This window comes from Pseudomonas sp. GW822-FHT01E03, from assembly GCF_058802985.1.
This window is the reverse complement of sequence record NZ_JBXAOQ010000018.1, coordinates 29,388-54,289: the sequence shown is the minus strand read 5'-3', so window position 1 is coordinate 54,289 and position 24,902 is coordinate 29,388. Positions and strand designations below refer to the sequence as shown.

18 protein-coding genes are annotated in these 24,902 nt (G+C 51.7%); 9 read left to right on the top strand and 9 right to left on the bottom strand.

Translation table 11 applies throughout. From position 1 onward, the window contains the following. Window positions 1–286 precede the first annotated feature (286 nt). On the bottom strand, window positions 287–460 hold the full coding sequence (locus tag AC1RP7_RS26350) for a DUF8426 domain-containing protein (RefSeq protein ID WP_493183313.1): 174 nt from the start codon (window positions 458–460) through the stop codon (window positions 287–289). 1,408 nt (window positions 461–1,868) lie between these two features. Between AC1RP7_RS26350 and AC1RP7_RS26345 the strand changes: the two genes are divergently transcribed. From AC1RP7_RS26345 to AC1RP7_RS26315, 7 genes are all read left to right on the top strand, one after another. Further along, window positions 1,869–2,813: a phage integrase N-terminal domain-containing protein gene (locus AC1RP7_RS26345; RefSeq protein ID WP_493183308.1), complete on the top strand. Its 945-nt coding sequence runs from the start codon at window positions 1,869–1,871 to the stop codon at window positions 2,811–2,813. 103 nt (window positions 2,814–2,916) lie between these two features. Further along, window positions 2,917–3,249: a hypothetical protein gene (locus tag AC1RP7_RS26340; RefSeq protein ID WP_493183307.1), complete on the top strand. Its 333-nt coding sequence runs from the start codon at window positions 2,917–2,919 to the stop codon at window positions 3,247–3,249. Window positions 3,250–3,251: 2 nt separating this feature from the next. Further along, the gene (locus AC1RP7_RS26335; protein ID WP_493183305.1) at window positions 3,252–5,249 is read left to right on the top strand and encodes a hypothetical protein; all 1,998 of its coding nucleotides are present in this window, start codon (window positions 3,252–3,254) and stop codon (window positions 5,247–5,249) included. Beyond that, window positions 5,236–5,742, top strand: a complete 507-nt coding sequence (locus AC1RP7_RS26330; protein WP_493183303.1) for a hypothetical protein — start codon at window positions 5,236–5,238, stop codon at window positions 5,740–5,742. The genes AC1RP7_RS26335 and AC1RP7_RS26330 overlap by 14 nt, the downstream gene beginning before the upstream one ends. A 267-nt stretch (window positions 5,743–6,009) precedes the next feature. Further along, window positions 6,010–6,423, top strand: a complete 414-nt coding sequence (locus AC1RP7_RS26325) for a hypothetical protein (RefSeq protein ID WP_493183302.1) — start codon at window positions 6,010–6,012, stop codon at window positions 6,421–6,423. Between the two features lie 296 nt (window positions 6,424–6,719). Beyond that, the gene (locus AC1RP7_RS26320) at window positions 6,720–7,079 is read left to right on the top strand and encodes a hypothetical protein (RefSeq protein WP_493183300.1); all 360 of its coding nucleotides are present in this window, start codon (window positions 6,720–6,722) and stop codon (window positions 7,077–7,079) included. 48 nt (window positions 7,080–7,127) lie between these two features. Further along, window positions 7,128–7,838, top strand: a complete 711-nt coding sequence (locus tag AC1RP7_RS26315; RefSeq protein WP_493183298.1) for a hypothetical protein — start codon at window positions 7,128–7,130, stop codon at window positions 7,836–7,838. 272 nt (window positions 7,839–8,110) lie between these two features. Here the strand turns inward: AC1RP7_RS26315 and AC1RP7_RS26310 are convergent, their stop codons facing one another. Both AC1RP7_RS26310 and AC1RP7_RS26305 read right to left on the bottom strand, forming a co-directional pair. Further along, on the bottom strand, window positions 8,111–8,833 hold the full coding sequence (locus tag AC1RP7_RS26310; protein WP_493183297.1) for a DUF6680 family protein: 723 nt from the start codon (window positions 8,831–8,833) through the stop codon (window positions 8,111–8,113). A gap of 141 nt (window positions 8,834–8,974) precedes the next feature. Next, the gene (locus tag AC1RP7_RS26305) at window positions 8,975–9,595 is read right to left on the bottom strand and encodes a recombinase family protein (protein WP_493183295.1); all 621 of its coding nucleotides are present in this window, start codon (window positions 9,593–9,595) and stop codon (window positions 8,975–8,977) included. 385 nt (window positions 9,596–9,980) lie between these two features. Here AC1RP7_RS26305 and AC1RP7_RS26300 point away from each other — a divergent pair, with 385 nt between their 5' ends. Together AC1RP7_RS26300 and AC1RP7_RS26295 are read left to right on the top strand one after the other, a co-directional pair. Continuing rightward, complete coding sequence (locus AC1RP7_RS26300; protein WP_493183294.1) at window positions 9,981–11,885, top strand: DEAD/DEAH box helicase family protein; 1,905 nt, start codon at window positions 9,981–9,983, stop codon at window positions 11,883–11,885. Beyond that, window positions 11,882–12,661 carry a hypothetical protein gene (locus tag AC1RP7_RS26295; RefSeq protein WP_493183293.1) on the top strand — a complete coding sequence of 260 codons (780 nt, stop codon included), beginning with the start codon at window positions 11,882–11,884 and terminating at the stop codon, window positions 12,659–12,661. The genes AC1RP7_RS26300 and AC1RP7_RS26295 overlap by 4 nt, the downstream gene beginning before the upstream one ends. Before the next feature lie 467 nt (window positions 12,662–13,128). Here the strand turns inward: AC1RP7_RS26295 and AC1RP7_RS26290 are convergent, their stop codons facing one another. The 6 genes from AC1RP7_RS26290 to AC1RP7_RS26265 form a co-directional block, all read right to left on the bottom strand. After that, window positions 13,129–18,333: a sacsin N-terminal ATP-binding-like domain-containing protein gene (locus AC1RP7_RS26290; RefSeq protein WP_493183292.1), complete on the bottom strand. Its 5,205-nt coding sequence runs from the start codon at window positions 18,331–18,333 to the stop codon at window positions 13,129–13,131. 543 nt (window positions 18,334–18,876) lie between these two features. Next, window positions 18,877–19,071 carry a YqaE/Pmp3 family membrane protein gene (locus AC1RP7_RS26285; protein ID WP_493183291.1) on the bottom strand — a complete coding sequence of 65 codons (195 nt, stop codon included), beginning with the start codon at window positions 19,069–19,071 and terminating at the stop codon, window positions 18,877–18,879. A gap of 781 nt (window positions 19,072–19,852) precedes the next feature. Next, window positions 19,853–20,845 carry a restriction endonuclease gene (locus tag AC1RP7_RS26280; RefSeq protein ID WP_493183289.1) on the bottom strand — a complete coding sequence of 331 codons (993 nt, stop codon included), beginning with the start codon at window positions 20,843–20,845 and terminating at the stop codon, window positions 19,853–19,855. 34 nt (window positions 20,846–20,879) lie between these two features. Further along, window positions 20,880–22,352: a class I SAM-dependent DNA methyltransferase gene (locus tag AC1RP7_RS26275; RefSeq protein ID WP_493183287.1), complete on the bottom strand. Its 1,473-nt coding sequence runs from the start codon at window positions 22,350–22,352 to the stop codon at window positions 20,880–20,882. A gap of 1 nt (window position 22,353) precedes the next feature. Next, complete coding sequence (locus tag AC1RP7_RS26270) at window positions 22,354–23,157, bottom strand: hypothetical protein (RefSeq protein ID WP_493183284.1); 804 nt, start codon at window positions 23,155–23,157, stop codon at window positions 22,354–22,356. Beyond that, window positions 23,154–24,902: an AAA family ATPase gene (locus tag AC1RP7_RS26265; RefSeq protein WP_493183283.1), complete on the bottom strand. Its 1,749-nt coding sequence runs from the start codon at window positions 24,900–24,902 to the stop codon at window positions 23,154–23,156. Before AC1RP7_RS26265 ends, AC1RP7_RS26270 begins: the two co-directional genes overlap by 4 nt.

The following is a 24,902-nucleotide window of genomic DNA, read 5'->3' as shown; positions in this document are numbered from 1 at the left end:
GGTGTGGGGGGGGGGGGGGGGGGGGGGGGGGGAAGGGGGGGGGGGGGGGGGGGGGGGGGGGGGGCCCCCCCCCCCCCCCCCCCCCCCCCCGATCTCATGTGCGTGACACGCTTCAGCGCGCACTGACCCTGTATCCCGGATAAAGAGTGCAACGGTTGCACTCCTTTTTCGGAATAGCCAACCAGCCGAGTGGATGCAAAGCAAAATGTCGCCAACAACCATTTCTCCGGCGAAGTAACTCAGCGTGCCTTTATCACCAGAACCCAAGCTCTGGTAATAAGGGTTCTTAATCGTGGTCTTGCCGGAGGTCACCTGTTTTGCCCCAACCGATCCGCGCCTCATCATTGTCCAGGCAAAAGGACTTGGTCTGGGAGTTGCCCGAGCCATTGATGGAAATTTTCCAGATACGCGGATTGCTAACCCCTTGAGTGCGAGCATCGTCGCACAGGCGCTTGAACACTCCTGGTTCGACCTTGTACTGAAGCTGCTTGTCCTCGTCGTCGCTGACAGCTCGCAGTCCTTCAACGAAATCTTCATAGCTGAAGCTCTGGTGGAAGGTCACGAAACGAATCTGACCACCACACCCTTCACAGAAGACCAGATACCAAACTCAGATCGACTCTTTGCCATGCTCATGCCGCTGGACGTTTCGTTTTGATCAGGGAAAACAAGGGGACCTTCGGGGAGCGTTCGGCCATTACGGGGAGAATGGGGGATTTCTAAGGAAAACAGGTAGACACAGTGATTTTCCACGCTGAACTCCTGGGTAAAAATGGGGAGTCAATGAGGTGTGCTTCAGGGAGACTCGGGGCGCTTTGGGGATAATAGGGTGTATCTCAGGGATAAGTGCACGCAGCTTTTAGCTTCGCGTCACTACAGCTCGGTAGTGACGCGAAGCGTAGGGCCGCAAAGCGGCCCCAAACGGCTCGCGATGCGAGCCGACAGCAGCCTTTTTCAATTAAGAGAAAACGCTGTGATTTGGGCTGGAAGTGGAAGTTATTCAGTGCACCAATCCTCTCAGGGAGACCAGGCTGGCCACCGTAAGTGCAGATTTCCACGGCAAACATTGCGCCCTCAAATAACCGGTACGCCTGCAGAATTTCTAGCCCTCATTTTGACTTTTACGGCGCGCACTTCTGAGTTAATTTGCTCAGTGACAGCCTAGTGATGGCTTACGAATTCTCATCATCAGCCCCTATGGCCTCTCGTTATTTCTTGAGGCCCCGCTGGTGAGAGATGGCGCGTGATCTGCCTTTCTGATTACGCGCCGTCGCCATGTCGCTCACCCGCTATTGCAGGTGTACGGCAAGGCAGCATCGATCGGATTGGTACCCGACCCGATGTGTTTCATCACCCGACAGCCAAGTCGTTAAGCCGGACCAGCCAGTAGATCACTCGCCTACTGATTTGGGATGCAGAGCAAACGTCCAGCTCCGGACTAAAAACTGAGTCGTGCCCATCGCGAAAACAGGCCTGATTAAACTAGGGATTTAATCAGAAATGAGCAGACTCTTCGGAGCAAGTCCTCCCGGCGCAGCATGGCGCTCGGGTTCCCGTTCACCAACCAGAACTGGTTGGGCTGTCGATCCATGCTCGACGAGGTTGCGGCCTAAAACCGCGCACAGCTGATGGCAGTTGCAGCTACTCCTTCGGGATCAAGCGCCTGCCTATCGTTACCGCAATTCCCCCGGGATATGCCGTAGTCGATGCCCAACTGGGCCGCCTGTGGAAACGCCGTTCCGCTCCTGAGCGAAAGCTCAGCTCCCCCCGATTTTTCGGCTGGGGACAGGAACCAACACTTACCGAAATTATGGCGTTTCGAACTCGACGACAACTTATGGATTCCCGGCAACGGATGGGATGGACTAATGGATAAATTGCAGTGGGATTTCTCCCAACAGCAACGGCATAACCGCGATGGATCTTACTCAACCCAAGCCGCGCGGGCAGCAACGCTGAGATTGAGCGCCAAGCACCTGCGCGACTTGGGATATCGGAACCTACGCTCCGAAACGTTCGGACAGCGACATCTAAAGGCGCTCGTAGCCCATTGGCGGGAAAACGGCATCAGTCCTGGTGTCCTAAAAAACCGGATGAGCCATCTGCGCTGGGCACTGGAAAAAGCCGGCCGAAGCGGTGTTGCGCGAATCACTAATGATGAGCTGGGCATCGCTCGGCGTACCTATGTCGCCAAGGAAAGCAAAGGGCGCGACTTGCCAGCGGCTAATCTCAAGAAAATCACGGACCAACATGTCCGCCAAAGTCTGCGCCTGCAGGCTGCATTCGGTCTGCGTCGAGAAGAAGCGATCAAGTTCATTGCTGCTGTCGCCGACAAGGGGGATCGAATCGAACTGAAAGCGTCCTGGACAAAAGGCGGAAAGCCCAGATCCATCCCGATCCGAACACTTCTGCAACGGACGGTGTTGGATGAGGTCAGAGCGTTTGCGGGCAATGCCAGCCTGATCCCTGCACACCTTAACTATCGGGAGCAACTGAAGCGCTATGAAGATCAGCTGCGTGCTGCTGATCTGACTCGTATGCATGGGCTGCGCCATCACTACGCACAACAGCGTTACTTGGATCTCACCGGCAAACAAGCCCCTGCGGTAATGGCGTCGCTTAAACGTGTCGAACAAGGCCAATTGATCGGCGGAGCCGAGCCTGGCTGGCTTGGTCAGGTCGGAGCAATACCTTCACTCACAACTTCAACTCACGCGGGCTTAAGCGATCGCGAAGCACGGCAACTCATCTCGCTGGAACTCGGTCACGAACGGATTTCGATCACCAACGTGTACCTCGGATCAAGCAAATAAATTGGTCACAGCATGCGTGAATTTCTAGGGCCCATTTTGGCTGGCACCCGCTTTTTGGATGGGATTTACTGCCTATCAGAACATCCCAAAAGGACACCTTGATATGCAAAATCGCAAAATTACACGCCCTCCTCTGTTAAAGAAAAAAGGCGGGGACACACCAATGCAAAAGATCTTCCGACTGTTCAAACATCGCAAAGATGGCGAAGGCGATAGCTGGAAAATGAATACCTGGGGTAATCAAGCGAGAGGGAGAAAAATCAGAGTTCTTCGAATTGTGGGCATGGGCATGGTAGTTGGTGTTTGCGGCTGGCTGGCGCGCTATGGCATTGATCAAGTGCCCTATATTGGGCATGTGCCTGGGCTGCTCTTAGGCACTTTTTTGCTCGTTTGGCTTGCTCCCGAGGCAACAGTTGCTGAAAACGGGAGTCATTGAAAATGGGCGCCGACTCACTGGCTGGCCTTGAATGGCTGTTCGCATTGTTTGACGGCGCGCTTGATTTCTTGATTGTCGCGACAGCGCCATTTTTTTCCGCTATCGGTAAAGCCATCAATGCATGGCTACCAGCAGTTGGCTTCATCGCTCTGATCATTGCCCTAATCCGTATATCAACCGACGGGCCTTTCAAGGCAATTTTCAGCACGGCGGCGATTTTTCTAGTCATTACCTACGGTTTAACCCCAACCACCTTAACGCTGACGGGTGGCTCTACGATTGAGTCAACTCATGGCCAGCGGATAGCGTATTCACTGGTGATGTCGCTCAATAAAACCCTGAATGCGGCACTCAGCAAGACCATGAGTGAGCTGCACGTCGACGGCAGCTTCATACCGACCTCTGCGCTGATTCAATACAGCGTTGAGCGCTCGGCCAATCAATACGCCAATAGCGATTTGGCACGACTAATTCGAGACTATAACCAGCAATGCTCGCCATCCACCCACGCATTTAGGGAGTCGGCCGACGGCACCTCAATAGAGGCCTACCATGCGGTTGGCCTATTGGGTGGTGCCGGTCTAGGGATACCGGATGAGAAAGTAAGCCGCATTGCGCAGATGAAAATTGTTGGCAAAGGTGCAAAGGACATCATCGGCAGTATGCCTTGGTCGCAGATGCAAACGATGCAAAATATGGCTAGCAACATCCTGGACGCTGGCGCGGTTCGAGATAGGCGAGCCGAGGGACTGATTGCATTAGAAAAAGATGCAAAACCTTTCGTGACCTCCAGAGCCTATTCGCTGCCCACTAAAGAGTATTGGACGGCAGTGGTTTCTGGTAACGCAGAATCAAAACCAAGTTATCTGAAGATAAGCGATGCACCCGGCCAGTTAGCGGCGAAGATGACTGAAAACGTCGGAGCTTGGCGACCAGAGGACGGAGGCAAAGAAGCCGCATTGGGCTACGCCCCAAAAAGCTGCGTGGAGGCTTATCAAGTCGCACAGTTTGCCGCAGAGCAAGCCTATAACGGGTTAGTCGAAACGGGGAGCGTGAAAGCATCGGGCGGGCAAAGTACCGATAGTGATACGGGCGTGTTGGCTGCTCAAAAAGCATGGATGCGTGTTCAGCAAGCCACGTTCTCCGGCGGGGAAAAAGCAGCCCCAGGTGGTCTGAACTCGATCGCCTCCGGAACGATGTCGACTTGGCAGATGGGTAAAAATGCTTTCGCATGGCTCGAACTGCAAACGCTACTTCCACTATTTGTGGGTGCCATGGCTGGGATATTTTGGCTCGTCTTCATCGCTGGCCCGATCGCGTTTTTACTCTCCCCTTTGCGTGGTGTTCAAAGTCTGACGAGTTGGATCTCGATGCTACTGTTCCCCGTGCTATGCATTCTGTTCGCGCATCTTATTGCAGTCAGCTCATCGGTTGTCATGAGCAGTGCTGCGCTGGCCCAAGCTGCATCCGCGGCAGGATGGCAGGGGGGCGGAGCAGACATTGATATGGTGTACGGCATGATTCAGATGGTTTTTGGCGTGCTATTGGGAGCTTCAGCGTGGCTTTCAACAAAGCTAACAGGCGTAAGTGTCACATCCATGCTTGGCACCGCTCGCGCTCAAGCTGTCACCGCGCCAGAGGCGATCAAGGCGACGACGGACCTAGCGGCGTCGGTTGCTGGATTCAAAAAAACTGCACTCAAGTTTGCTACTCAGTCAACTGCGTCCGGGAAAAACAACGGCGGTGGCGGTGGCGGTGGCGGTGGCGGTGGCGGGAATAGCACTATCGGTCGAGCGGCCGCATCAAGTGGTTTCGAGCAAGCCACTCAGCAAAGCCCTAAAGGTCCAAGTCGTGGTAACTACAGCGGACCAAGCCTAAACCCTAGGCGATCTAACATTGACAGCTCCCGTCAGGCTAGTAATAGCGAAAAGTTCGCCCAAGGGCGAACTCCGCGCAGCCAGAAACCCAAGTTATCGAGAGATCAAGATGACCAGAGTTGATGCCTCGTGCTCCTGGCCTTCTGTCTATTTCAAATCCCAAGATGGGGAATACGAAAAAGCTTCTGCCACGCAAAGTGGTGAGCAACCATATGGGCTTCCAGCTAATTATTGGAAACCTGTTATGAGCCTGACATTTGACGATTTCCTCACTATGGACTGGACCGAGACTTGGGACAATCCTGTAGATCTTCGATACCTATTTGATGCTCTCGCTCCCTGGCCAGGGTTGTGTTGGGTGCTGCGAGGAGACTCTCAACATTTGCGTCCCCAGCTCAGTGGACTCCCTGCATTCGATTGGGAACAGGAAACGCCCATTGAGATCCGGCTGTTGGGAACACCGAACATTGATGTATTCACCTTTGATCTGGTGTTGGCTGAACTGAACAAACGCAATCGACTGGATGCCCGCCTTGAAGAGGTGCACCTGTGTTGGTACCAAAGCCTAGTGGAAAAGCTCCCCGCAGCGAACGTCCCGTACGCGGGGAAGGCCTGAAATGAACTCGACTCAAATTAGATTCGTATGGCTGGCCACCTTGCTCCTGAGCATACCTCTGATTGCCGCCGTGCCGACATGGCCGGGTTTTCTGACAGGCCAGCTGGCCTGGGGATCGCTGGCACTCCTCGCCACTGCAACTGCCATTTTCGTCCTGCGGAATAGGCAGGAAACGCGATTAGCGAGAGAGATGTTTAGTGTCCTGATAGGGCTAGGAATTGGTCTGATTGCTTCGCAGTTCTTTAATCACATTTAGGATTTATCTACATGAGACTGGCCAGTAATCCGCTTCGAGCAGTAGCGTTACTCTCCCCTGACAAGACAGCTGGCGAAGCCTTATTGCTGGCCCTAGGCGAGACGATAGATGAGGCTCGACAAGCCGTTTCAAAATCCGCCTGGAGCGTCGCACTTGAATCGGGTTTTCTTGAATTGGAATCTGCGCTGACTGTCAGTAGCCCGTTGGTTGAAGCTGACGCCGTTGAAAACCATGCAATCCGTGCCATAGCATTAATGACGAATCATGGGCCCGTTCGTGACTGTCTGCTGCACATCTTGGCAGAAACACAAGAGGTCGCTAGACAACAACTACTAGATAGCTGTTGGGGTGGATGCCTGTCATCAGATGTGTCCGTTCAACGAGCTAGATTCGCCCGTGAATTTGACCTATCGGAGGTGATGTGAAGAGCTTCACACACGCCACTGATGGCTTATTGACATGATCCAAAATTCCAATACAGTGGCTCCATGCAGCGTCAGTAGAGCACTGGAAGGAGCGTTCCACTCAAGAAATGAAAGGGTGCCCAGGCTGCTGGATGAGGGGGAGGCGGATCTACGGACTGCCTCCCCTCGCCTTTTGTGAATTAAAAAAGTCCAGAGTCAACCTCGGGAAATGATCTGAAAAAAAGTTGCATAGAGCTTCTGGCACGGATGAGCTGGGCTGAGCATTCACTACTCAGCAAATCAATGGAGAAGGAAAAATGCCTCTAAAGAAAATGATGTGGGTAGGTTTAGTTTCATCCACGGTCATGCTTAGCGGTTGTGGAAACAACTACAACGGTATGTATCGAGCAATGGACGGAATTATCGGTCCAATAATCGTACTTTCGATAAATGGTAGTGAAGCTAAGGCCACTAGAATCGACCCCTTTCGCAAACTCATCCTGAGTGAAGACACGTTCAGCGCCAAAGACAAAGATGGAAAGCTTTTTATAACTAACACCAAAGGCAAGACATTCGTCTTTGCTCGTACCTTGGATGAAAAAAATCTGGACTGTCTTAACTGTGGATTGGGCACCGGCTTTCCCAACAGTTGGCAGTACTTCACCTCGCCAAAATAGCGCCCCAACTGACATCCAATTGAAAGATGCGTTAAAAGGAGACTTACGTTGAAATTAGTGAATTTCGCTATAATTACTTTCGTTGCTACATCTATTGCGAATGCGGGCGAGGCAACTTTCGATGCAGATGGCGCCTATAAATATCGATCCTATGCCCCTCTCATGGACATGACTTTGCTAATCAAGGGTAACGGCGCTCATCTCATTGAAAGCTCCCCAACGGGCACTCGAGAGACTGATTTTGAGGTCGAGTATCCTGAGGGAGCAAAATATCTCTATTTGAATGATGCGCAGGGGCAGCACTTCGCAAGTTTTGCCGAAGCAAAACCCTTGTATCACGCCCTGGTAGGCTCAGGATGGGGGAAAGTGCCAAACGTAGTCGGCAATGGACTGTGGACTAAGGGGATTGTTGTCGGCCAAGCAGAGGATTGCTGCGGAGAGAATGGTCCGAAGGAAGGAGTATACGAAGCGACTGGATACAACCTTGATCGGTTCGAATTGAAAATTGGGAAAGAAGGGAATGGCTCCATTATTTGGTCGAACGCCGATCGTGGGAAGTTCGTCATTTTCGAAGGGCGTCGCAAAGGTTCCTCATTAATCTGGACCGAGGTTTATACCGAAAACAATGTTAGAAAGTACGGTCAGACATTAGCATTCGATGGGACCGATCCGAAAAAATTGACCTGCCTCGACTGCACCCTGCAAGGTCGAAAACTACCGCAAACATGGGTATATCAACAGTCTTTTGGAAACAGATGACATTGTGACGGGCTAAAAAGCCTAAAGCCGTTTATTGCTTGATTGGTCAACTCTTGAATGGACCAACCGACCCTCCTAAGGGGAAGGTTGGCAGTTCGAACCTGCCCTGGGACACCATATAATTCAAGGCCTCCAGCATTTTTTAAAGCTTCCTCTAAATCCTCATGGGTGCAGGGTGGGTGCAAAGAGCCATTCTGAGATGCCAAAAAAGGCCCCGCCTAGCAGTTGTTAGGCGGGGCCTTTTTACTAAAAAATCGGTAATTAAGTAGGTTTCAAGGCTGCTGAGTATTAGAAGGGGGCACTTGATGTGTGGGGGCATCGCGGTGCATTTGTGCAGCAGGTGCTTGGGCTGCTTCTGCAGGGGCTGTGGGCTGGACGCGAATATTTAAGTGACCCTGGCCGGATAAAATTTCGGAAAGCCCGGCCTGCAGCTTCAGCTGGGAGTTCGTCATGTCTTCGCTGAAAGGAAATCCAGTGACATTCATGCTGATCGGCTGCTTACCAGAAAGGACGTCTATCGCGAAGTGCCTTAGATTTTGTTGTTCAAGCTCAAGGTCGGTATGCCCCTTCGGAATGTATGCCCCATTCCGCAAAAGTACCCGGTCATACCGAAGGTTCAAATCGGCAGCCATTGCGCTCAACATCAAAACCATCAGCTCCTGCTGTTTTTCTGCCCAGCGCTGTGAGTTTTCCTCACTCACATTTAGCGAAAGATGTTCAAGGTAGTCCCGCCACGTATCCAGTACGTCTGTTTCGGTTGGTTTTCGGCGGTTTGAGCTACCTCCGTTGAACGCCAAATCGATCATATTGAGTGCGCGTACATGATCCGGAGACAACCTAGCTGCTCGAGTTGCCATCAGTGTGCTGAAAATCCAGCTTTTCTGATTCTTTGATGCAGTTGCTCGCTCAAGATACTTTTGGGCTTGCACAGCTAGAATCGGCCCTAGCACTGTGGCTACGATGGTGCCTATGCCAAAAATCCAGTTAGCTTCCATTCTTTTTTCCTGCGGAGTTGAGGGTGGGGGGTGAAGCCCGGCCATCGATGCACAACCAAGCGCTGCGCCTAAGAGTATGCCTACTTTCTATAGGGCGCCAAGATGGGCCAAACGGGCGCAATTGCTAGCCCGAGACACGTTCTAGATTGAGGTGAATTGGTCCTTGATGCGAAGAACCGTTGTAGTTGAGCACTGCGCATGCCGAGCGGTTGCTCGGATACCAAGGCCGGCGGTGAGTAGTTCTTTGACCCGCTTGTGAAGGCTTTCATCTATCGGTCGCCCTTGGTACTTGCCAGCGGCTTTGGCTTTCTCGATTCCCTGAGCCTGGCGCTCGCGGCGCTGCTCATAATCCTTACGCGCGATCGCGGCCATCATCTCTACCAGCATTGAGTTGATTGCGCCCAGCATTCGGCCGGTGAACTCGTCGCCCTTGGTGTCCTGCATTCCTTGGTGGCTAGTCGGTAGATCGAGGGCGACGATACGCAAGCCCTTGGAGTCGATCGCACTCTTGAGCTTCTGCCAGTCCTCAACAGGAAGGCGCGAGAGGCGGTCTATAGACTCCACCAGCAGGACGTCACCCTTGCGCGCATCCTTCAGCAGGCGCAGCAGCTCAGGCCGATCTGCCGAGGCGCCGCTGGCGTTCTCCAGGTACACGCTCGCGATCACCTTGTTGTGGTCGGTGGCGAATTGCTCGAGCGATGCCCGGGCGCGGCCGGCGTCCTGCTCCTCGGTCGATGCTCGGAGGTATGCGCGAATGAACATGATGTGCTGTCCGTATCAGTTAAGGTGTTCTACTAATACTGTTGCACTATGAGTGTTACTTATCAAGCGGAAAGCGCAAATAAACGCCAATTTGCGCGTATCAGCTCGGGCATGCCCTTAGAGGAATGGTGAGAGTAGAGACGATTGGCTAGGAGGCATATCCAGAGCGCTCACCTGGACCATTCCGGGTCAGGAATGACACCGGAAATATCGGTGAAAAACTAGAAAATCATTTAGAGAACAGCACTCTGGCAGAGAATGAGAGAAACTTCGACAAATGGACATGCCATGACCAGCTGAAGCGTCGTATCTCAACTCGCTTCCAGTGATTGCGTATACTAAAAAATTGGGCAATGCTACAAGCATTTTAAAAAGAGGCGCAAAAATGGCTAATGCAGTCGGTTCTGATAAACCCAATCTTGCCGAAAAACAGCGCGCTCGAGTCACTGAGACTCTAGAGAAGGTATTTGATCATCAAGTGCAGGCCGCTCGGAATGCTTTCCTAGGTCTAACGGGAAATACCCGTGCAGTGATTCTGGCCGCTGAAATGCAATCCGGGAAATCGGGAGTTTCCTTGGCAATTGCATCATTACAACGCCTAAGCCTATCGGATGCAGAGATCGTTAAGCAGTCACTTTTAAAAGACTCTATTTATATAATGACGATGGCTGATGTTTCGCTATTAGCGCAAGCCAAAGCGGATCTCAAGCATGCTGCAAACCTCGTAGTTTCAAACCTAACACATTTCGAAAGAGACATAGAAAGAAGCTTCTCCCATCAAGAGCCAAAATTAATCATTGTCGACGAATGCCATTATGGATCCAGCGACAAAGCTATACGATATGAAAAACTTTTTGAATACATCGAAAAAATCAATACCGATTGTAAAATAGTTTTTATTTCAGCCACCCCGCTAAGCGCGCTGTTAGCAACGCAAGGGGAGTCTATAATAAGTCGCGGTATAAAAACAAAACTTGTATTTCATCGCACCAGCGATGACTATTATGGCATTCGGAAAATGCTTGCAAATGAGCAAGTTCACTCACTTAATGGCAAAGCTCGAAACTTTCTAAATTCATCGAGTGAACGCAGGGACTTTATAGCAACGTTGGTCAGTCATGAACAACCAGGGTGGGCACTAGTTAGGGTACCCAACGGTGCCGCCATGAATGCAAAAGAGGTATTGGTTCGGCATGGCCTGAAACGACATAATATCCATATAATTGGCCAATCGTTAGTTGGCGTTCCTCCAGAGGAACTAGTCGACATAGAAGAGTTCAAGCTAAAGTACGAGGAAGCTATCCAGTTCGATGAGCGAGTTGTAGCTATCACCGTAGCCGGGGTCCGAGCAGGCATCAACTTTGGACCTGACATGAAGAAAAGTCTGATTGCCACATGGGATAGTACGATATCCAATGTCGCTGCGGTCGTGCAGGCGAACATAGGCCGAGCTTGCGGATATCACGCCAATAAGGAAGCTATGCACTATACTAATCGTCATGCAGTACTGGCTTATGGTGAAGTCTTGGACTATCTTGAATCTCACTGCACCACCTCCGCAACTGACGATATTGCGGGCCTGCGAGAGCGATATGAAAAAATTTGCAAAGCATATGATATAAGAGGACTTGATGTAGGCGCCACGGTCTCTGCATCACCAAGGGCTCCCAAGGCCAAGATAGAGAACATATATCTAGCCGATAGTTATTTGTTTGTTCCGGCGCAACTAACTAGTCCCACCACTGACTTTTCAGCATACACAGAAGATGATGAGTTACTTAAATCAATTCAGGCTATCCGGAGCACTCTACTTGGTAAAAATGGATCACCAGAAATAAAGGGTTCGCGTCAACTGCGAGGAGCTAAGTGGGTGACGGCCAACTGGGTAAATGGAGACACATACGACAACCCAGAAAAAGCTTCCGCACGAGGAACTTACCATGACCGAGTTTTGGATATCACAAGCGCGCTTGACAGCGAGAAAGACTACATATTCAATGATACGGTAGTTGTTGGTGGTGGTGTTGAAAGCGCCAACAAGACTGTGTCGGCTTTTGTGTTCAGTGTGTTTAATGAATCTCGGCGTGCTGGCGCCGTTGAAAAACGCATGAGTCAGGAGCAACTTAACGAACTCGCAGACTGGTTTAAAATACCTCACGATAACACTTTGATATTTTTGGTAAAAAGAGGCGAGCTTAGTCAGGCACTGACTGACGAACGAATAAACTTGGCATTAAAAAAGACGTCATCAACGTCAATAACAGAACATAACCACTTCATTAAAAAATGAATTCAAAAAATACATACTCTCCAATTTACGCACTGGATCAAGCCAACTTCGGGCGGTGCTACTACTGTGGCTGCGAAGCCACAGAACAGGATTATGTACCACCATTAAAATTTATCCAGTTTTATGAAAAACACTACGGCACCGACTATCGAATGGAAGTCCCCTGTTGTGTGGAGTGCCGAGGCTTTCTTACGACCGCAAACGCATCGAGTCTTGAAGATCGCCTTAAAATAGTAAAAAAATGTATATCTTCAAAATACAAAAAAGCATTGAGAATTTACAGCTCATGGGACTCCAATGACTTAGATGAACTTTCAACCTCTTTGAAAAAAAGTATTTCGGCAGGAATTTCTCTTGGCGAAGAAGCGTCCAATCGCCTCAGATTTGATGGTTACTCTTATGAGTACGAAGGACAGAGACAATATAGTACAGATAAACAGTGCACCAGCTATGAAGTACTTGGCGTAAAATTCGACAAGCTTCGAGATGCATTGTTGTTCGCCTCCCGATCTTACAAAATAAATATTCACAAATTGGAAGATTATTTTCTAAAAACAGATGGTGATATTAGTGAAGCTGTAGCAACCTATTTTTCTGATGCGGAACTGGCTTTGCTTGATAAAAAAATTAAAGAGCAGTGCGCGGAGTTTTGCAAGCTACACAATCAAAGCCAAAAATTTGTTGAAAAAACAGTCAGGATTTACATTGATAGATTCGAAGGTGCGAGCATTGAATGGTGCCTGGACAAAATTTATCGCGAGCGTGTTATCGGTTAAAAATGTGCGTAGTGCTACGCCCCTGATTTTCTAGATGAATACGACTCGCTGATTTTGACGATCTCTGCTGGTTATATCCGTCAGTAGTCGACAACGCTACCGGATGACCGAGTCCAGTAGTCGAGCCCTGTGGTGCTCAATCGAAGGTACAGCAGCGGTACAGTGCCCAGCTTTGTCTACCTAGCGAAAACTAGCCAAACCTACTTATTATCAACTGGTTAAAGCTATTGTACCCCTTCTGGACCTCTTCTAGACTTTGTTGGCCTCGGTGCATCATTTGGCGACTCATAATCCTTTGGTACAAGGCTCACCCGTGTAAGCCCACTAAACGAGAAAGCCGCGGAATGCGCGGCTTTTGAATGTCGATCGCTCCGACGGTGGAGGTCCCGCCTACTCCTGTTGAACGAAGGCGTGTTCCTTATATAGTGCTTTCACTAGACAAGATAAAGTCTGCCACCTAGTAGGACTTAGCCTAAATCAAACCTCATACGCACAGAGCTTCGCCCTACGATCCTAAAGTGTGGTTTTCCGGTCTCGGCGGCCGGATTCGGCAACTCTAGAACTCGACACCGCTCTGGATCAAATGCGTGCTGGATGAAAAGGATACGGTACCGCCGTTTTCGATCGGCTGCCGCAGATATCGCAACGCGATACTCGTTATCACTGAGCTCAAATTCGCAGGCCTCACCTGGGGTTGCCTTAACCTCGTAGAGCCACTCTCGCTCCTTTGTATTAACTCTGAAATCATACCCGAGCGTAAGGTCACCTTCTTCAGGAAAGAGGCTCACTCGATTTTCAGACACCCAGCACTGGTCTGAAAAACGGTCCCGATGTTTGCGTTCAAGATATCGATAAGCAAGCAACTCGCCGGCTAATCCGATCGCGGCACGGACCGCCTCCGGCGGTCTTGGCGGTAATCTAGAAATTCCCCGCCCACCAGTACCTCGGTAACCACCACTATCGTACTCAGGTTGAGTTGCAAGACTAACCAAGCGAAGACTGGTTCGCTCCTGCCAACTATTATTTGCAAAGGCTGCATGAGCCATATTTGCAAATTGGTTTGCGAAGTCATCGTCACTTGCATCGAACTCGTTGCCCCCAAATTCAACACGGTTCCGTTGCGCTTTCTCTTTCATTTGCTGCGCGGCAGCATGGAGCCTCTCTCGATCGAGATCCTCAATAGTCAAACCATGTGCATTCAAATCCAAAGTCTGGGCTAACCCTGCTGGCCAAAGCCCGACACGATTCAGAAGCACGATAGTTTCGGCCTCGTCTACTAGGAAAAAATCGAGCCCACCCGAACGATCTAGCACCGCCGCTATTTCGGTTGGCCCCTCACTCCATTCACGTGCAAGCCCGCCAGGTACAGCTGCCTGCAGGATCGGTTTAGCCCGCAGAGCAATCGATGTAACCGTTTTTCGGTTTGAGGTCCGTAACGCTTCCAGGGCCGGCAACTCTACCCCTATGTCTTCTCCAAAAGAATCATCGAAAATTCGCTCCGCATACAGCCGAACATCTTCGCGCCCTAGCGTCTCGTGAGTCTCAATCCAATTTGCATCAAAAGTGACAAACTCTAGATTGCGCCGCTCGGCGTAAAGCGACAATGCCGCAGGCTCCTCGAAGCGAAGAGCGAAATGTCGACGAAGTCGGTCGCGTAATTCTGACCTTAACTCGTTCATCCAAAGATCGAACAGGCGCCTGAGTTCAGACTCACTCGCGAGTGAGCCTCGCCCAAGCTCTATCAAGATACGATTGAAGCGCCTGTAATCAAGGCTCAGCTCCCGGCGGAGCACCGCCAGATCTTCTGTCTCCTGAATAGCAGCAATCAGATTTTGGGCAACCTCATGGGGAAGATATTTTTCGAGTATCAAAGTCCATTGCGTAAAGCCAACATTGGACAGTTGGTGGGTCAGTTCTCGCGCAATTTCAATATCGGCATGATAGGCAACGAGGGGGATCAGCAACTCGACCTTGCGGCCGTCGTCGTGTCGGTATGCGGCCAAGTGCTCACGCACTGCGTCAAGGTCTGCCTGTACTGCGTAGGCATAATCGGCTTCCGATGGTTTGCTGGAAGCTAGCGCAATGCCGCCGCGAAGCCGAAAAGCAAGCCGCACAAGCAATAACTCAAATGTTCTTAGATTAGGGTGTACATAGGGCGCTAAAAGACTAGCCGCGTCGCCTAATCCTTCCGCATCAAACAGCCCTGCAACGAGAAGGGTCGGACAATACTCATCGCGATAAATGTAGCGATTCAATTTCTTGGCTGCTCCTGTACCAGAAGCAAGCTCAATGGAGGACAACTGTCGCAGGCGTAAGCGACGTAGTCGCTCCAAAACAGCGCTAACATTCGCGCTTTTCTCTATGCTCCGTGCTCCAAGTTCATGCCCAAGCACGAGTGCTTCTGCGAGCCAAGGGACAATATCGACCAGAAGAGGATCGGCAATATTCACTCGAAAAAGTTCACCATCCGCTAATAGACGTATGTCTGCCTCATCTACTGTACGGGCATCAAAACCGCCGATTGAATTGATCGCTCGAACAAGAGGCTCGACCGGGCACTCGATACCAGTCACAAGCACCGCCTCTCCAGTGTCGATAAGTAGCTTAGCCAAATCCATTGTTCGCTCAGTTTTGACATAAACTGAAACAGACGGATCTGCAGCGGCTAGCCGTTCAAAACCTGTGGAGCTTTCCACAATTAGGCTCGCTGCACTAGGTCGCTGACCAACCTCAAGTAAATCTTGCCATGCTTCATCATAATATTTCCTAAGTTGAGGACGTTCATGCTGGCTTACATCGTTGCAAACGCTAGCGAGTACCTCAAGACGGTCGGCCGCAGTAGATTTGTCGTGCCAGAATCGCAGTCCGAATGGCTCAGCAGCAAGCAACGTAGAAACTGCCGCGCCATCACGTAGAAGGACCTGAATTTCTTCCGGCGCCCTTGGGATGAATTTCAGCTGAGTCCGGCGCTCCGCGATCGACCACCCCTCTGACGGGGGTACAAACTCGTAACCACGAGCAGACTCCATCGGAAACCAGGACGCTGTAGATAGGAACGTGGAAATTGGCGTACGCAAGGTGTGCTTATCCTGGTGCCTCAAATCACGGTCTTTTCGCAGCAACTCGAAGGTCAGATGTTTGTGTTCGAACATTTGTAGATGCCTCACCACTAAGGCAGCAAAGCGACGTCGAGACTCATCAGATAGAGTGTGGACAATCGTTTGACCCGGCAATTTGAAGACGTATCCACCAAGCCAATAGTGAGTTTGTGGATGAGCTACAGCGCTAAATCCACAATTACTCCACCACACAGCGTCCATAGCCAGATCTTTTGTATTGCATAGAGTGAACTGGATGTAACCGCCCCAAATCGGCTTCTCAGGGATGTTTACTGGTACAACGATCAAGCCATCGACTACGCCTGCGTCGTTCAGAAACCGAAGCCAGTCTTGTCGATGCTCAACGCCTGTTGGCCAAGCAGTAACATCAACAAGAAGAGATTCGGCCGATTCTTTGCAATTCTCACAACTCCCTCGCGCCTCAGCCAAATAGAAGTCAAGATCGCGGCCAACTTCAGTCCACGTCTGAGAGAATGATGCCTTTTTCGCAGGAATCCATCCTGATCGCGTAAGGACATGTAGATCAGCCTTCTCCAATGCACGGCGAGCCGCAGGACCGTCATACCGCCAAACATCAAAAGCCCAGAGCAGAGCAGCTTCTCGACGCGCGACAGCTGGCTTGTTTCCGAAGAGAGTAGGAAGCCGCTCTAAAATTTCCGTGGCATCGTAACGACGCCAGAGACCTGCTCGCTCAAAAAGGGAGACAGTCTCTGGCCTAACTTTAATTGTGTCAGAGAGGATGGTTAGCTTACGGGAAAGGGTGGTCGGAGGAAGTGGAGCCATTTCGTTACGCCGTCGACGTCCCCCATCCTGGCGCACAAAAACATCCTCGCTCGCGGCGACAAGATCTAAATCTCTGTTTAAAAGAATGTGCCTGCCGCGAAGTTGTAAAAGTCCATCGTGGCGCAAAACTTGCGATAGCTCCGCATAGTAGTTGCCCCACCTATCCTCTTTACTGGAGCGAGGTAATGACCGTGCAATTACTTCAGCCCACTCTGCCATGGACTGTTTTGAAGGTGTACACGTCAGTTGCAGAGATCTCGCTAAACTTTCAATTGCCGTCAGTCGGTCGATTCCGAGCTTGGTACTGAGTACATTTTGTACTCCTGCCTTTGTGGCCCGACTCCATGTAAACACTTTGAAGTCACCACTTGGCCATGATCGAACCAATTGGAGGCTCTGCCATCCACCAGCGGTCGTTGGCCATATTTCAGCTTTTGTAATATTTACACCCGATGCATGAAAACCGGCAACGAGCTTCTGCGCATCGTTACTTCGCCATGTCGCCAAGTCGACAACACAGCGGGGAGGCATATCCCTCAACGACTTGGATAACGCAAGGGCAGCTGTTGCACAGATCTCGGCCGCAGCGGCTAGGAAATAGGCATTAAGAGGAAGATCTAGTCGGGCACGTTCCCGGTTTATAGCTGTGAAAAACGGAGCGTCGAGGTGACCAAAGAAGGGGGATTGCGAATCGACACCCATCGGAAGGAAGTTGTAAAGTCGTCCCTTATGCAGGCCATACCCCTCAGTTGGTACCGCAACGCTAACTATTGCATCACCTCGCCAGTCGATCCAACGCTTCAATCCTGGCTCAAGAACAATACTTCGCTTTACAGCATCGATTACATTCTCTTTCGACACAGTACGGCGCACCACCAACCATCGTTGACGGTTGGGCCCAAGCATGACGGTCTCAAATCGCGTGGGTAAGGCATCCCGATTGTCTTCTTGTAAAACGACAACCTGGCGAGTCAAGAGCATCCTTGGTTTAAGGTGGACAACGCCTCTGACGCACACCTCAAGACTTGCGATGCGATCAAGGAATAAGAGTACGGGTGCATCAGCCTCCACCAGCTCTTCAACCTGGCGTATGGCCAGCGCAACGGCTTCTGGAGACCTGAGAGGCAGGGCAACAACTGTTGCATAACCTTCACGGGCAAAGGTTCGTACCTCATCGGGCTGGTCTTCCACAGGCATGGTTGCCAAATATCGTGGCATAGAGGCCGCTACGGCAGTAGCAACATCCAGATAGCCAAGTTGGACGAGGCGCTGCTCAACTTCCTGTTCCGAAGCGAGTCGAAAACAGTAGCCGTCAAAATGCTCTCGTGATTCTGCCTTGCCGCTACAGGAAAAAACATGAGGATCGTCGGTAAGCGCCTCAATGCTCCTAAACCCTACGCCCTTGTTACCAATACCCTCACCGATGTCTTTTGTACTATTAGCAATATTCCGGATTGCTTGGAGGTTTTCCAGAGCAAAGCCATCACCGCCATTGGCTACAAACAACTGCCCATGATCAGCTCCGTCAACTACTAAGTGAATTGCAACCCGACCAGGTGCTCCCCTCTGAGCATCGTGCGCATTCTGTAGGAGCTCATAGATGACTCGATCGCCGTACTCTCCACCGATAAGCTGGCTCATCCGCTGGAGACTGTGATACACCTTCTGGCCACGGCGTTCAGCCGTAACAGCAGTGTCAAGCTCTTCATCGAGGATGCTGTTAAGTACTTGTGCAGGGCCAGGCATTGTTCCATTCGGCAGTGAGCCCATCGTGAACCTCTAAATTCTCCAATTTGCGACGTCTCACTGGGAATTGAACCAATGGGTAGGAATGTCGCTCGCTTGTAGCTATTTGCATCCACGAATCTAGCCCACAGCTACTGCCCGAGCAATCCGATGGCGAGATAATGAGAAATTGATCCGACAACCTTAAATATTTTTTGTACACCCACCTGTACAGCAGCTTTTAAAAACGCCACAAAAACTCCGTATTTTATGAATATTTCTGCTCCCTTCACCGCTCCACCATTTTCAAGGTGTTGTATCAGGCTCAAGTTGTAGAGGTGAACGCCGTAGGCGTCAGAAAATGCAGAAATAGCCCCTACTCTGACGTGGCGAGAGTAATCGTCCTGACGTCTGGCGGGGGGGTGTACTTCAATTGGACACAACCCAGATGACGTAAGGGGTTGCCTCCTGTCAGTGGTGCCCTCCGTACGATTTTTTCGTATCCTACTAGGTTCCCCTTATACGACCTCAGGTTGACTCTCAGCGACTTGAGCGCCGCAAAGTTCAGCTTGTCGCGCTCCGTCTTGCTTACGTTCTCCGCCCGAGAAACTGTTCGATTTTCTTGTCAGTATTGTACTGGCTCAGGGCATACACGGCCCAAATGGTTGCCGGAATCCAGCCCATAAGCGTGATCTGGAGTAATAGGCAGACTACACCGGCAATCGGCCTTCCAATGGTGAAGAACGTCAGCCATGGCAGTATCAGGGCAAGCAGTAAGCGCATAGATCAAACTCCTATTTTGTTGTGGGTCGTGGTACTCAATTTACGCATTAGGCCTCTAGTAGTGGCGTAATGATAGTGCAGAAGGACAGGAAAAAACCATGGGACTGCTCAGGTCATATGCGCCGGTGCAGGAGGCCAACCCGTGCCGCTGGCTATCGGCTACACCGCGGGTGTCATGACAGAAGTCAAACGGTGAGGACACCCGACCTCTGAGGTCGCTCTTGCTGTAGAGCGGCCGTCGGGAACACCGTGCTGAAAGCAGCAAAGGATTGTTGTCTGCCGGTCATGGCCACGAAGAGTCTGGTGGGCTCTGATCCCTGATGCGCAGCACTGTGGAGGAGCAGATAGCGTGCCGAGCAGTCGCACGGAATACCGAGGCTGCAGAGAGCAAATCCAAAACGCGCTTGTGTATCGGCGGACTCATTGAACTGACAAGTCAGCGATGCTCTCTCAATTTCCAGTCCACGGCTGCCTGTAACCGATTCCGCAAAGTAGGTTGTCCTGACATCCCCAGGGCCAACCTTCAAGACCGGAATCTTTTTATTTTTTGCCCTGGAATGACTACGCAGCCAGCCGAGCATGCCGCATCGGCAGCTGATATCGAGACTAACGAAAGGTTCAGCACCCGCCCAAAGGTTTTAGCAGGCAGAACAGCCTTTGCTGGGTCAGTTTTCGATCAGCAGTAGTAAGCAGGCACTTAGTCGTTAGTGATATCACTTTTAATTTTTTACCTAAACCGTGACCCGTATGCCAATGCAGGAAAATACCGTCAACACCGAGCTCAAGCTGGCCAATGTAGTCGCTTCAGTGGGACGATGCGTTTGGTCTCCGCGTCGGTGGCGTCATAGTGCTCAATCAACGCCCGCACTACGTGATCCAACGTCCACATCGCTAATGGGATGGATGCACGGTCAGCCTCATACTGGGCGTCTTTGCTGAACCCACCTGTGCTGACGTAAAGACCCCGATCATCCTTGTGCCGTCCACCAAGAAAGCTGCGGATGTCCTGACTACCCATCTGCCCCTTGCGATGCTTGACCTCCACTACAATGCGCGGGTGCTCAAAGCCAAAGCCATCGGGTGAGGCGACGATGTCTTTGCCGCGGTCGGAACCAGGTGGCGAAACCTGAGTCTTGTAGCCCATCGCACGAAGGATACCGGCGACCAGTTGCTGCATCTCATCCCAGTCAAGTTCATTTACTCGATCCTTGATTCGCTCCAACGCCTGAGACTCAATGTCGGCCAATGGATCAGCAATACTTTCTTCAGTCTCGTCTTCCACCTGCGGTACTGGCTTACCCTTCAACGCTGCGATCACTTCGGCTGCGGCACTGGAAGGCACCTCGAACAAAGTTAAAGTCGAGCCCAAGCTGTTCTTGGTGCTCGTACCCAAATTGTCACGCGGTAACTCTTGCTGCTGCCACTGCACCTTGCGCACCAGCGACATGCCTTGCTCAGCCCATTCAGAACGGTGCTCGGCCGGTCCCTTGACGTTGCCGACCAGATAGAGACGATTGGCAGGTGAATAAGTAACAACCCAATCACCGTCTTGAATCTCGTTTACGAAGCGCCACACTTGCGAGGCACCCGAAATCACCGTGCCCTGTTTCATCTGAGGCTCAGCGGATTGGTAGAGAGCAATTAACTGTTTGCGCCCAACGCCGGGCTTCGCATGGGCAGCCAACCGGCTCCACCCGATTGCGGCCACTTCGCGCTCCCGAAAAGAGTCGTATAGGCTTCCAGCTTCACCACGCACCATCCACATCCGAGCCATCTTATCCCCCCTTAGTACCGCACCATCATCAGAATCAATCAACCACTTCAGATCGGGGCAAACTCAAAGAAACCTCACGAAACGCGAGCAGAGCCGCTTCGAGATGATCAATGATCTCCTGCTGCAACACATCCGGTGGCGGCAGGTTATCCAAGTTGTCTAAGCTATCGTCTTTGAGCCAGAAAATGTCCAGACTGGCCTTGTCGCGGATCATCAAGTCTTCGTAGCTAAAGTACCTGAAATGTTCGGTTTCCTGTCGCTCAAAACGGTTTTCCGGGTTGTAGCAGGTGATGAAGTCATGCAGGTGGTCCAACTTCAGCGTGCGTGTCTTCAGCGTGAAGTGTTTGTTGGTACGCAGATCGTAGAACCACACGCCCTTGGTGTGCACACGCCCATCTTTGGGAGCGCTGTCGAAGAACACAACGTTCGCCTTCACGCCTTGAGCATAAAAAATGCCCGTAGGCAGACGTAGTACCGTGTGCACGTCGCAGTTCTCCAAAAGCTTCTTGCGGATCTTTTCTCCCGCACCACCCTCAAACAGCACGTTATCGGGCAACACCACCGCCGCTTTTCCGTCCACCTTTAGCATACTGACGATGTGCTGCAGGAAGTTGAGCTGCTTGTTCGACGTGGTTTCCCAGAAATCCTGCCGCTCGTAGGTCAGCGCCTCCTTGTCTTCCTCGCCCTCTTCATTGGTGATGGTCATGCTGCTCTTCTTGCCGAAGGGCGGGTTGGCCAGAACGTAATCTACTTTCAGTTTGGGCTCAGTGATCAACGCATCCGAACGCGCCACCAAGGGCTCGCCATCCAGCTCACCAACATTGTGCAAAAACAGGTTCATCAAGCACATGCGTCGAGTGTTTGGCACGATCTCGTTGCCGTGGAAGGTCTTACTGCGCAGGAATTCTTTTTGTGCTTTGTTCAGCTTGGCCTCTGGACGAGTGAGCCAGCTGTAAGCCCCCAGAAAAAAGCCACCTGTGCCGCAGGCTGGGTCGGCAATCGTCTTCATCGGCTCGGGCCGCACGCAGGCCACCATCGCCTCGATCAGCGCGCGTGGTGTGAAATACTGGCCCGCGCCGCTCTTGGTGTCTTCGGCGTTCTTCTGCAGCAAGCCTTCATACAGGTCGCCCTTGGTGTCTGCCCCCAGGCTGATCCAGCTTTCGGCATCAATCAGCTGTACCAGGCGCGAAAGCTTGGCGGGGTCTTGAATCTTGTTCTGCGCCTTAAAGAAGATAGCGCCCAGCATGCCGGCCCCTTGTCCCAGCTTGTGTAGGGTGGCTAGGTAATGCGCTTCCAGCGGTTCACCTACTTTGGAAGTCAGGCTGGCCCAGTCATAGCCTTTAGGGATGTGAGTTTCGCGGTTGTAGGGCTCTTGCGCGTATTCGTGCGCCAGCTTCAGGAACAGCAAGTAGGTGAGCTGTTCCAGGTAATCGCCATAACCCACACCGTCGTCGCGCAGGGTGTGGCAGAAGTTCCAGACTTTCTGGACCAGTGTGCTTGTATTCATATCAGGCTTCCAAGAGCTTTTGAATCCAAGGATGATCGGCGTGCCGCTCTCCCCTTAGAATGAAAATCATGTCCCCGCTATATGGGGCCTTGCGATCTATAGCCCGGCGAATTTTCTTCGCTACGGCAGTGAAGTACTCATTCATCCCCGGTTGCCCGAAAAATAGTTTGGCCTGTTCGACATCAGCCATCAGCCGAACAGCAGCGGCATGCCGCTGCTTGCAAGTAGGTTCATAGTCAAGGTGATATACGGAAATTGACTCTTCAGCGCGATGCCTCTCCAAAGGGTTCTGACTTGTCGGACAGGGTTTTCCATTCTCACGCTGACATCCAATCAATTCCCAGTCGTCGAGTTCGCAGGGATCGAGCAGTGTTGGCTTTTCCTGGCTTAATAGGCCAGGTGCGTACAGACGATCTGCCTCCACAAGGAGGGGGAATCGATCCGCCTTCCCTCCGGCAGTTCCATTCACTAAGTCCTTGCGACGGCTGTTGCAGAAAGTGCAGGCATATCGGAAATTGCGGGGAACAAATGCCAGCCAACGATAGCCAGCGTGCGGCATTGCCGCGTCAGCCACCCTTCCCTTGGGCCGAAAGTGGTCCACTGCATTGTCATCGCGATCCACTGGTGACTCGCAATACCAGCACTTTTTTTCAGGGAATAGGGCAGCCAAAGCATTCTTAAGATCGCCCCAGACAGCTTTGTGATCGTCGGGCTTGGCGCCTCCATCAATGGCTGTTGCTGCGATGGCAGCCTTTGCTAGCCACCCGTCGGGCAAAGCTAACTCATCTTGGTCGATATACCTCATCGGCTGGCCCCGCCCGACTCTTCGTTCTCGTCTGCTATGAGCCTTCCAATCAGAGTAGTAGCCAGCTCTTCGCGCTCTTCACGGCTCATGGCTACAGTCTTTGCCGCTAACACCAGTGGGTCAGTCACTTGAAAGCGCTCCTTGAGCGCATCATTTCGCAAGCGTAGATACCTAGAAAACTCGTCGTCAGGATGAAAGAACCTGAAACCAAGCCGATTAAGATCACCATTCACTGCGTCCAACGCCTTCTGCTCGGATTCGGACAAATTAGGCTTTGCCCCGAATGCCCGTTGCTTTTCCAGCAGAAGCTGCGTGGAGCCATCTAGCGAAGAGGCTATGCCAAACATATCGCTGGTCACGATGGCGGCGTAACCCATACCGCGCGGCGCCATTTCCGGATAGCAAGCCACGATCTGACGATGCCCATCCTGCTTCGTCATCCGCAGAATCTGCACCTGCTCGCGATCCAATTCGGCGACGGCCAGGGGGTTGTGAGTGGTGAGTAGGATGTGGCTCGTTTCTTCCTGTTTTGTGCCACTGGCGATGAATTGTTTCAGGTAGGAGATGTAATCCACGCTCCACCTCGGATTCAGATGAGTGTCCGGCTCATCTAACAGGAATAGACTTTCGTTTTCGGCGGTAAAGCGTAACAGGCCCAACACCGTCAGCAACTGCTGCTCACCTTCGCTGAGCTCACGGAAGGTCACGCTACCATCGTTTTTCTTGAGGCGCACACGGATGCGCACCTCCTCGATCAACTCGGAGACATGAGTGCTTTCTAAGTCGCGGAAAAATGCACTGGGCGATTGGTTGCCCACGAGTCGTCGGAGCGCATCAATATCCTTGATGAAGAGGTACTGGAACTCAGTGCTTTCCTTGTTCCAGAGGGTAAGTTGCTTGTCTCGAGTTATTCGAATTGGCGCAAGCGCAATGTTTTGCAAACGATCCAAGAACTTCTGCACAACACCCTTCGCCCCCCAGAAGCGGTCGTCACCGTCGCCGCTGATTGTTTTTTTGCCTCGTTTCTTACTCCATCCAGGCTGTTTGAGCACGAACAGCACCGATTCAATACCTTCTTTCGGGTCAAGGCCCAGGTGGTCATCAAGGAATTTCCGCACCACTTCAGGCTGATGAATTAGGAAAGCCAGCAATACGAACTGGCTGTGCACTGGCATGGCATAAAACAAGCGCTTCAGGCCTGGGTCTTCACCGTTGCGCAGCTTGCTGTCGTAGCTTTCCAGGTAGGGGCGAAACACCTCGTGCATGCGCGGGCTCTCGCCCGAGTAGTAGCTGAATACATAGCGCGGCAAGTATTCGGCGTCCGCGTTCAAGAAGGCCGTGAGTTTGATAGCTTTGCCACGTAGAGCAGATACTGTTTCCTCGCCCTCGATGAATGGGATCAAGGTACCCTCACCACGAGCCTGTGTATCCGTCGCGACGTGAATGGTGAATGGCTCTTTCTCGCGATCGGGATCAGCATCGATGTGAATGTGCCGAACGCTCTCACCCGCACCCATGCGGTAGGCCAGTTGAAAAGTGAAGGCTGGCGTACGTTTCTTGCCGATCAAGTCGCGGAAGATGATGGCCAACGCTTCCAGCACGTTGGACTTGCCTGTGCCGTTCCAGCCAATCACCACCGTCACCCAATGTTCCTGATCGAAATCGATGGTGACGTTCTTCAAGTTTTTGAACTGGTGGGTTGGACTGTCTTTGGCGCTACCGATGGTGAGTTTGTCGAGACGCAT